At 57.5% G+C, this 6,784-nt stretch carries 6 protein-coding genes; all 6 read right to left on the minus strand.

The genetic code is table 11. The annotated features are described in order from the left end of the window. Positions 1 to 179 precede the first annotated feature (179 nt). Positions 180 to 1,247, minus strand: coding sequence for a glycosyltransferase family 4 protein (locus ACJROR_RS09000; protein ID WP_406546814.1), 1,068 nt, complete (start codon positions 1,245 to 1,247; stop codon positions 180 to 182). A gap of 181 nt (positions 1,248 to 1,428) precedes the next feature. Beyond that, complete coding sequence (locus ACJROR_RS09005; RefSeq protein WP_406041420.1) at positions 1,429 to 2,106, minus strand: electron transport complex subunit E; 678 nt, start codon at positions 2,104 to 2,106, stop codon at positions 1,429 to 1,431. A gap of 18 nt (positions 2,107 to 2,124) precedes the next feature. Continuing rightward, complete coding sequence (locus ACJROR_RS09010; RefSeq protein WP_406546815.1) at positions 2,125 to 2,748, minus strand: RnfABCDGE type electron transport complex subunit G; 624 nt, start codon at positions 2,746 to 2,748, stop codon at positions 2,125 to 2,127. Then, positions 2,741 to 3,898 carry an RnfABCDGE type electron transport complex subunit D gene (locus tag ACJROR_RS09015; RefSeq protein WP_406546816.1) on the minus strand — a complete coding sequence of 386 codons (1,158 nt, stop codon included), beginning with the start codon at positions 3,896 to 3,898 and terminating at the stop codon, positions 2,741 to 2,743. The genes ACJROR_RS09010 and ACJROR_RS09015 overlap by 8 nt, the downstream gene beginning before the upstream one ends. A gap of 59 nt (positions 3,899 to 3,957) precedes the next feature. Continuing rightward, entirely contained in the window at positions 3,958 to 5,964 is a 2,007-nt protein-coding gene (gene rsxC / locus ACJROR_RS09020) for an electron transport complex subunit RsxC (RefSeq protein WP_406546817.1), read from the minus strand. A gap of 254 nt (positions 5,965 to 6,218) precedes the next feature. Continuing rightward, positions 6,219 to 6,784: hypothetical protein (locus tag ACJROR_RS09025; protein ID WP_406546818.1), on the minus strand; the 566-nt coding region annotated here is incomplete at its 5' end.

The following is a 6,784-nucleotide window of genomic DNA, read 5'->3' on the forward strand; positions in this document are numbered from 1 at the left end:
AGTTGTTTTAGGTCAGACTCGAATTAAGCAGTTTCCAGTCTGAATAAGTCTCAGAAGAATTACATTTTATTTTGAGACAGTTCCTTAAAGGAGTTTTAAGATAAGAGAAGATCCGGACTTGCTGTCCGGTCTTTTTTTCTGACGCCGGTGTCCGGCGCCGGCGTACAGCCTGCTGAGACCTATTTTCGGAGCAGGCTCTCGTAGAGCTCATAGTATCTGGCGGCCATGACCTCCGGGGTGAAGTTCTTAAGCTGCTCCCGGGCCCCGGTTACCAGAGATTTCCGGAGCTCCCCGTCACCGTACAGCCTTTCCATGGCGCTAAGCAGGGCGGCGCTGTTCTCCTTCGGAAACAGGAGGCCGGTTTTTTCATGAGAGACCACCTCGGGGATGCCGTCAGCATCGGAAGCGATTACGGGCACTCCGTGATCCATGACATCCAGAAGCACGGATCCCAGTCCTTCGTTCCGGGAGGGGAACAGGAAGAAATCCATGGCCTCCAGATAGTCCGCCACATTGTCCTTGAAGCCCAGCCACTCAATTTCCGGCACGTCCCGGGTTTCGTTTCGGAGCGCTTCCTCGTCAGAGCCGGCCCCCAGCAGAATAAAGCGGGCTTCGGGATGGGTTTTCAGGAATTCCCGGGCGGCGGCAATGAGGATGCGCTGCCCCTTGTGGCGATCCACATAGGCTCCGGCATGCCCGAATACCGGATGCCCCTCGTATTGCTTTCTGATTTCCGCTGTCCGGGCCGGATCCGCCTCCTGATGGGACAGGGCGTCATGAACCATAAAAAGTCTGCCGCTGAAATTCATGTCCCGGCCGAAGCTCCGGATCACGGCTTCCCGGATAAATCCTGACACTGACACCACCGCATCTGCCGTGCCGTAGACAAATCTGTTAAAGAAGGTGTTCCGCACCGGCTGAGGCACTCTCCTGGCTATGACAAACGGGGTGTGAAACAGCTTTTTGTGCATGGCGGCCCAGTGGGCGGCCTTGGCTTCATGAGCCTGATAAATGTCTGCTTTCACCTCCCGGGAAAAATGTCCTCCCAGAGCGGATCCGGTTTTTACGATGGCGAGATCCTTCACGTCCCTGAGATGCTCCGGAAGAGAGCTTTTTTTATGGCAGATAAGCGTCTGCCGGAGTTCGGGGTGAGCTTCCTTCAGGGCTTTAATGAGAATGACGGTCTGTCTTTCGCCGCCGCGGAACCCTTTGGCGAGATTGATGTGGGCAATGGTATTTATGGTCATGAGGATTCTCCGGATAATAGCGGGATGATAGCAGATACCGGACAAGCATGGCGGGGAATCCGCATTTTTCCTTCCTGAAAAATATAAGCTCCCCGCAAAATTGCGGGGAGCCGGCCGGAGAGCGGCCGGAAGACCGGCCCTGACTTTGCGCCGGATTCCCGGAAACCGGATCCTCCGGCCGTCAGTCCAGAGCGGTGATTTCCGGATCTCTTCTGTTAAGACGCTTCTTGCGGTAACGGCTGTCCAGGAAGTTTTTGGCGGCTACCAGAAGTCCCAGGGAGATAAAGGCTCCCGGCGGCAGGATGGCGACCAGAAGTCCCGCATCGCTTCCGAAGACCTCGATTTTGAGGCTGGCGCCAAAGTCGCCGATAAGCTGCTCCATGCCGGCGAACAGGGTGCCCTGACCGATAAGCTCCCGGGCCATGCCGGTAAAAAGGAGCACCAGGGTGAAGCCCGCGCCGTTGGCAAGACCGTCCAGAAAGGAATGAAAGACGCTGTTCCGGGAGGCGAAGGTCTCGGCCCTCGCAATGATAATGCAGTTGGTGACAATGAGGGCAATATAAAGCCCGAGAGCCTGATAAAGCTCCGGAGTATAGGCCTCCATAAGGAGCTCCACGCAGGTTACGATGCTGGCGATGATAAGCACGTAAATGATAATGCGGATCTCATGGATAATGATTTTTCTGGTGAGGGAGATCAGGAAATTGCTCAGGGCGAGCACCATAATGGTGGCGATCCCCAGACCCAGGGCGTTAACCGCCGTGCTGGACACCGCCAGCAGGGGGCACAGTCCCAAAAGCTGCACAAGGCCGGGATTTTTGGACCAGAGACCGTTTTTCAGAATTTCTTTTATCGTCATGGCATTTACCCTGATGCGTTATTTTGAGCCGCAGGCCGGATAGGCTTCCAGTTTGAGATCCCGAAGCTGTTCCAGCATTTTCCCGGTGGAGCGCACCACTGCCCGGGGGGTTACCGTGGCGCCGGTAAAGTAATCAAAGTCGCCGCCGTCCTTCTTCACGTTGAAGGAATGGGTGCTGAGAGATGTTCCGGACAGGGTGTCCAGAAACCTTCCCTTGCTCCGGAGCACCTTGTCGCCGAGGCCCGGGGTTTCGTTAAAGACCGTAATGTCGGCATAGGTGATTTTGCCCTCGGAGGTGACTCCGGCCAGCATGGCAAATGGCGTGCTGTAGCCACCGGCTACGCTGTAGTTTACGATGTAGCCCACCGGAGACTCTCCCTTCCTTACGACCATGACCTCCATGTCATTATTCCCGGGGCCGGGGACGAGACGGCACTCCGCCTCGGGATCGTTGTCATACAGGGCGGGATCGAACAATTTGGCGTATTTGGCATTCCGGGCCTTGATTTTGCCGGCGGCAATGACATTGGCGGTAAAGCTGCTTACCGTAAAAATCAGGGTCAGGCACACCATGGTAACCGCCGCCAGAGTGACGCCGGCCTTCAGGTATCTTTTGCGGGGATTTTCAGGTTTATCAGTCATGTTGATGCAATACCTCCGGTGAGTAGCCGGCACCGAATTCTCTCCGGCGGGTCAGAATGGAAATCAGGGGCGCCGCGGCATTGCCCAGAAGCACGCTGAAGGCCATGGCATCTGGGTAGCCCCCCAGATTCCGGATAATCACGAAGATCACGGCCACGGTGGCGCCGAAGATCCAGGCTCCCTGGGGCTTCGGGACTGCGGTTACGGGATCCGTCATGATATAGAAGGCTCCGAATACGGTGGCTCCGAATATGAGATGCCACACCGGCGCCAGAAACGCATCCGGACTTACCGCCCAGAAGACCGTGAAAAGACCGCCGGAGACCGTGAGGAAGGAAACCGGGATCCGCCAGTCAATGACCCGGAAGACCATAAGAATAATGCCCCCCAGAAGAAAGGCCAGACTGGTGCTTATGTGTCCGATAAAGAGCCAGGGGAGATCCCCGGTGCCCCGGGCGCCTTCCGTCCAGCCCTGTACCGAGGCTTCGGGATTGGCCTTCGCCGGCCTTTCGTGCATGACATCGGTAAGGAAGGTGGGCCCGGTAAAGCTGTCCGCAAGCTTAAAATATTCTCTCTTGTCCCGGGGCATAACGAGGCTTTCCAGAATGGCGTCATGGGTTTCCCTGCGGACGCTGTCCCGAAGATCCGCGCTGCCGAAAATCGCCTGAGCGCTGCGGGACAGGGTGAGATGTTCCCAGTTTTCGGGCACCGGTGACACATAGCTGGTCATCTGCACGGGAGAGCTTATCAGCAGAAAGACAAATGCCGCCATGGCCGGATTGAACACATTCTGCCCCAGCCCCCCGAAGGCATGCTTCACAAGAGCGATGGCGAAAACCGATCCGATAACCGTGAGATGCCAGGGAAGGAGCTGGGGCAGGGTAAGGCCGAGGATAACGGCGGTTACCGCAGCGCTGTTGTCGCGCCACAGGAGGTTAAGATGCCTTTTCCGGAGCCGGAGCATCCCCCCTTCGGTGACGAGACAGGCCACGAGACTCAGTAAAACATTGATAAGCACCCCGAAGCCGTAGAAGTAAATGTTTACCAGCAAAGCCGGGATCAGAGTCAGGATCAGAATCTTCATGATCCTGCCGGTAGCGGTCACTCCCAGGTCATGGGGAGCGCTTTCCAGGGTAAAGCTGCTGTTCATGTGCGCGGTTCCTTTGCATGTTCGGCATCTTGGAGACACCGGGCGATATTACGCGAATCCTATAACCGATCCTGATTTTCCGGGACGTCCTTCCGGCTGGCTCCGGCGGCCCTGGCAGCCTTTATGGCGGCCATCTTTTCCTTCGCAATGCGAATCCTGTCTTCCGGAGTGAGAGCCTGTGCTTTTTCCGGAGCCTTGTTTTCAGCCGGAGTCTCCTTAGGAGGTTCCGGGGCCTTAACTGTCTCTGCCGGCGCGGTTTCAGGAGCGGCCTGAGCTCCTGCGGCTTTGGCAGCCTTAAGAGCGGCCATCTTTTCCTTGGCGATGCGAATCCTGTCTTCCGGGGTGAGAGCCTGTGCTTTTTCCGGAGCCTTGTTTTCAGCCGGAGTCTCCTTAGGAGGTTCCGGGGCCTTAACTGTCTTTGCCGGCGCGGTCTCAGGAGCGGCCTGAGCTCCCGCGGCTTTGGCAGCCTTAAGGGCGGCCATCTTTTCCTTGGCAAGGCGTACCTTGTCCGCGGCGGAAAGGGGAGCTGCCGGAGCAGCCTGAGGCTCCGGAGCCTTCGGAGTTTCGGCTGCGGCCTTCTGAGCCTTAATGCGGGCCAGGGCGGCGGCCTTCCGCTCCTCCCGGGCCTTTTCTTCCGCCTCGATCCGGGCCTTCTTGGCCTCAAAGCGTTCCCGGGCGGTTCTGAGCTTTTCTTCCTTCAGCTTTTCGTTTTTAACCTCCGCCTTGGCGATGCGGATGGCGGCTACGATGCGGATGGCGCTGGGACAGACAAAGGAGCAGCAGCCGCATTCGATGCAGCTTCTGAGGCCGGTCTCATAAGCCTTCTTGAATTCGCCGTTAACGCAGTAGTCGTAGATCTCGTAGGGCACCAGCCGCACCGGACAGGCGTGGGCGCAGCGGCCGCAGCGGATGCAGTCCACCTGAGGCTTCACTCTTTTAATTTCGTTTGCGGCGGGGGCGATGATGCAGTTTATGGTTTTGACCACGGGCACCTGCGTATGGGGCACAGTAAAGCCCATCATGGGGCCGCCCACAATGATCCGGGGCACCGGGGGAGGCTGGTAGCCGCACTGGGAGAGAATGTACGAAATCGGGGTGCCGAGAGAGACCCAGGCGTTCATTTTGTCTTTGACGGCATCACCGGCCACGGTGATCATTCTTCTGGTAAGAGGCTGTCCCCGGAGCACGGCCTCTCCCACGGCAAAGGCGGTGGAAACGTTGTGCACCACCACGCCGTAGGCTGTGGAGCGGGCGCTGTAGGGGATCTCAATGCCGGTGATGATTCTGATCAGGTTCCGGGCCGCTCCCGAAGGGTACTTCACCGGGATTTCCGTTACCCGGATATCCTGAAGTCCCGTTTCCGCGATTTTGGCCTTCAGGGTGCTGATGGCCTCGGGTTTGTTGTTTTCGATGGCGATAACCGTAAAGCGGGGCTTCAGAATGTATCTCAGAATGTCGATGCCCCGGAGAATATCTTCGGGGTTTTCCTGCATGAGCCGGTCATCGCAGGTAATGTAGGGCTCGCATTCCGCCCCGTTGATGATCAGAAGCTCGCAGTTCTGCGCCTTAACGCTGGAGCGCAGCTTGGCCTCTGTGGGGAACCCGGCGCCGCCCAGTCCGGCAATGCCCATGCTGCGGATATGGTTAAGGAGCGTATCTACCGGAACCTCGGCATAGGAGGGGTAGGCGGGGTTCTCATAGACCGCGCCGGCGGGTGGTTCCTTATCGGTTTTAAGAATAATGCAGGGCTCGGTCAGTCCGCCGGCGTGGGCGATGGGAGCCTGAGCAATGGCGGTTACCGTGCCGGACACCGGAGCATGCACCGGTACCTGCCGATCATTGGCGGGAGAGGTGAGCGGCTCATTTTGGAGCACGTGCTGCCCCGGCTTCACCAGCACCTCGGCGGCGCTGCCGGAATGCTGCTTCAGGGGGATCACCAGAGTGTCCGGAACGCCGAGAGCGCGGCTTTGGAGTCCGCTGGTGCCGCTCTTGTGTTCATCGGGGTACACGCCGCCCTTAAAGGAATAAAGAACGCCGTTTAAGATGTTTTTCCAGTTGCTGTTCATGTGGGTGCTTTCTGTTTCGGTGGCCGGTTTTCCGGAGAGGGCGGGAAGCCGGGCTCAGGCTTATGACCGGCGGTATTTTATCCTTTTCGGGGAGTTATGACAAACGGCGTATTGTCCTTTGCGGGGAGACTCCCTGACAAGAACGGCAGCTCCGGGGCAGCCGGGCCGGGGGAAAGCCGTGAAGCCCGCGCCGCAGGCGGCTTTGTCAGGATTCATAGCGCTCCCGGAGACGCTGCTGTCCGTTTCATAATTTGTCAGCGCTTTGAAAGACAAAACGGCATTAACGACACATCGAAGGCGATGAAGATCGCCGCCCCCCACTCTATCGCATTCGGCCCCTCATAAACGGCAAAAAAGGCATATATCATCAGAAGTCCCGCCAAAAGAACCGCAAGAGAGGTCACAAGCACGGAAAACATTCCTTTGAACAAACGCCGGCAGCAGAACCCATAGCTTTTGACTCCGATTGCCAGTATCAGCGCCAATGAGGGGAGATAAAGCAGATAGATGGGAACGTTTAACCAGTCATACGGCCCTGTCGGTTCCGGCGCTGTTACGGGGATATTGGCAAGCGCAAAAAGCCCGGCGCCGTAAGAGGCGAAGGCAAGAGCTGTCACGATGCGCCTGAGCAGACTTAGGGCGACGGATAAAAATATATCGCTGCGGTTACTGGCGTTCTTGACGGAAAGGTATGTTTTGCCCCCCAAGGTTACGGAGAGCAGCCATGCCGGACAAAGAACATACCTGATGCTCCCGGGAGTTATGCCGATTTTCCGGAACAGGATCTTATGGCGCTTGCTTCCGGCCAGCTGCCTGACGC

The organism is Succinimonas sp. (genome assembly GCF_045225735.1).
Taxonomy (GTDB): domain Bacteria; phylum Pseudomonadota; class Gammaproteobacteria; order Enterobacterales; family Succinivibrionaceae; genus Succinimonas.

What these genes read in the sequence shown, in the direction of transcription:
- ACJROR_RS09000 (WP_406546814.1), bottom strand. Translation starts at nt 1,247, where the DNA reads ATGACCATAAATACCATTGCCCACATCAATCTCGCCAAAGGGTTCCGC.
- ACJROR_RS09005 (WP_406041420.1), bottom strand. Translation starts at nt 2,106, where the DNA reads ATGACGATAAAAGAAATTCTGAAAAACGGTCTCTGGTCCAAAAATCCC.
- rsxC (WP_406546817.1), bottom strand. Translation starts at nt 5,964, where the DNA reads ATGAACAGCAACTGGAAAAACATCTTAAACGGCGTTCTTTATTCCTTT.
- ACJROR_RS09010 (WP_406546815.1), bottom strand. Translation starts at nt 2,748, where the DNA reads ATGACTGATAAACCTGAAAATCCCCGCAAAAGATACCTGAAGGCCGGC.
- ACJROR_RS09015 (WP_406546816.1), bottom strand. Translation starts at nt 3,898, where the DNA reads ATGAACAGCAGCTTTACCCTGGAAAGCGCTCCCCATGACCTGGGAGTG.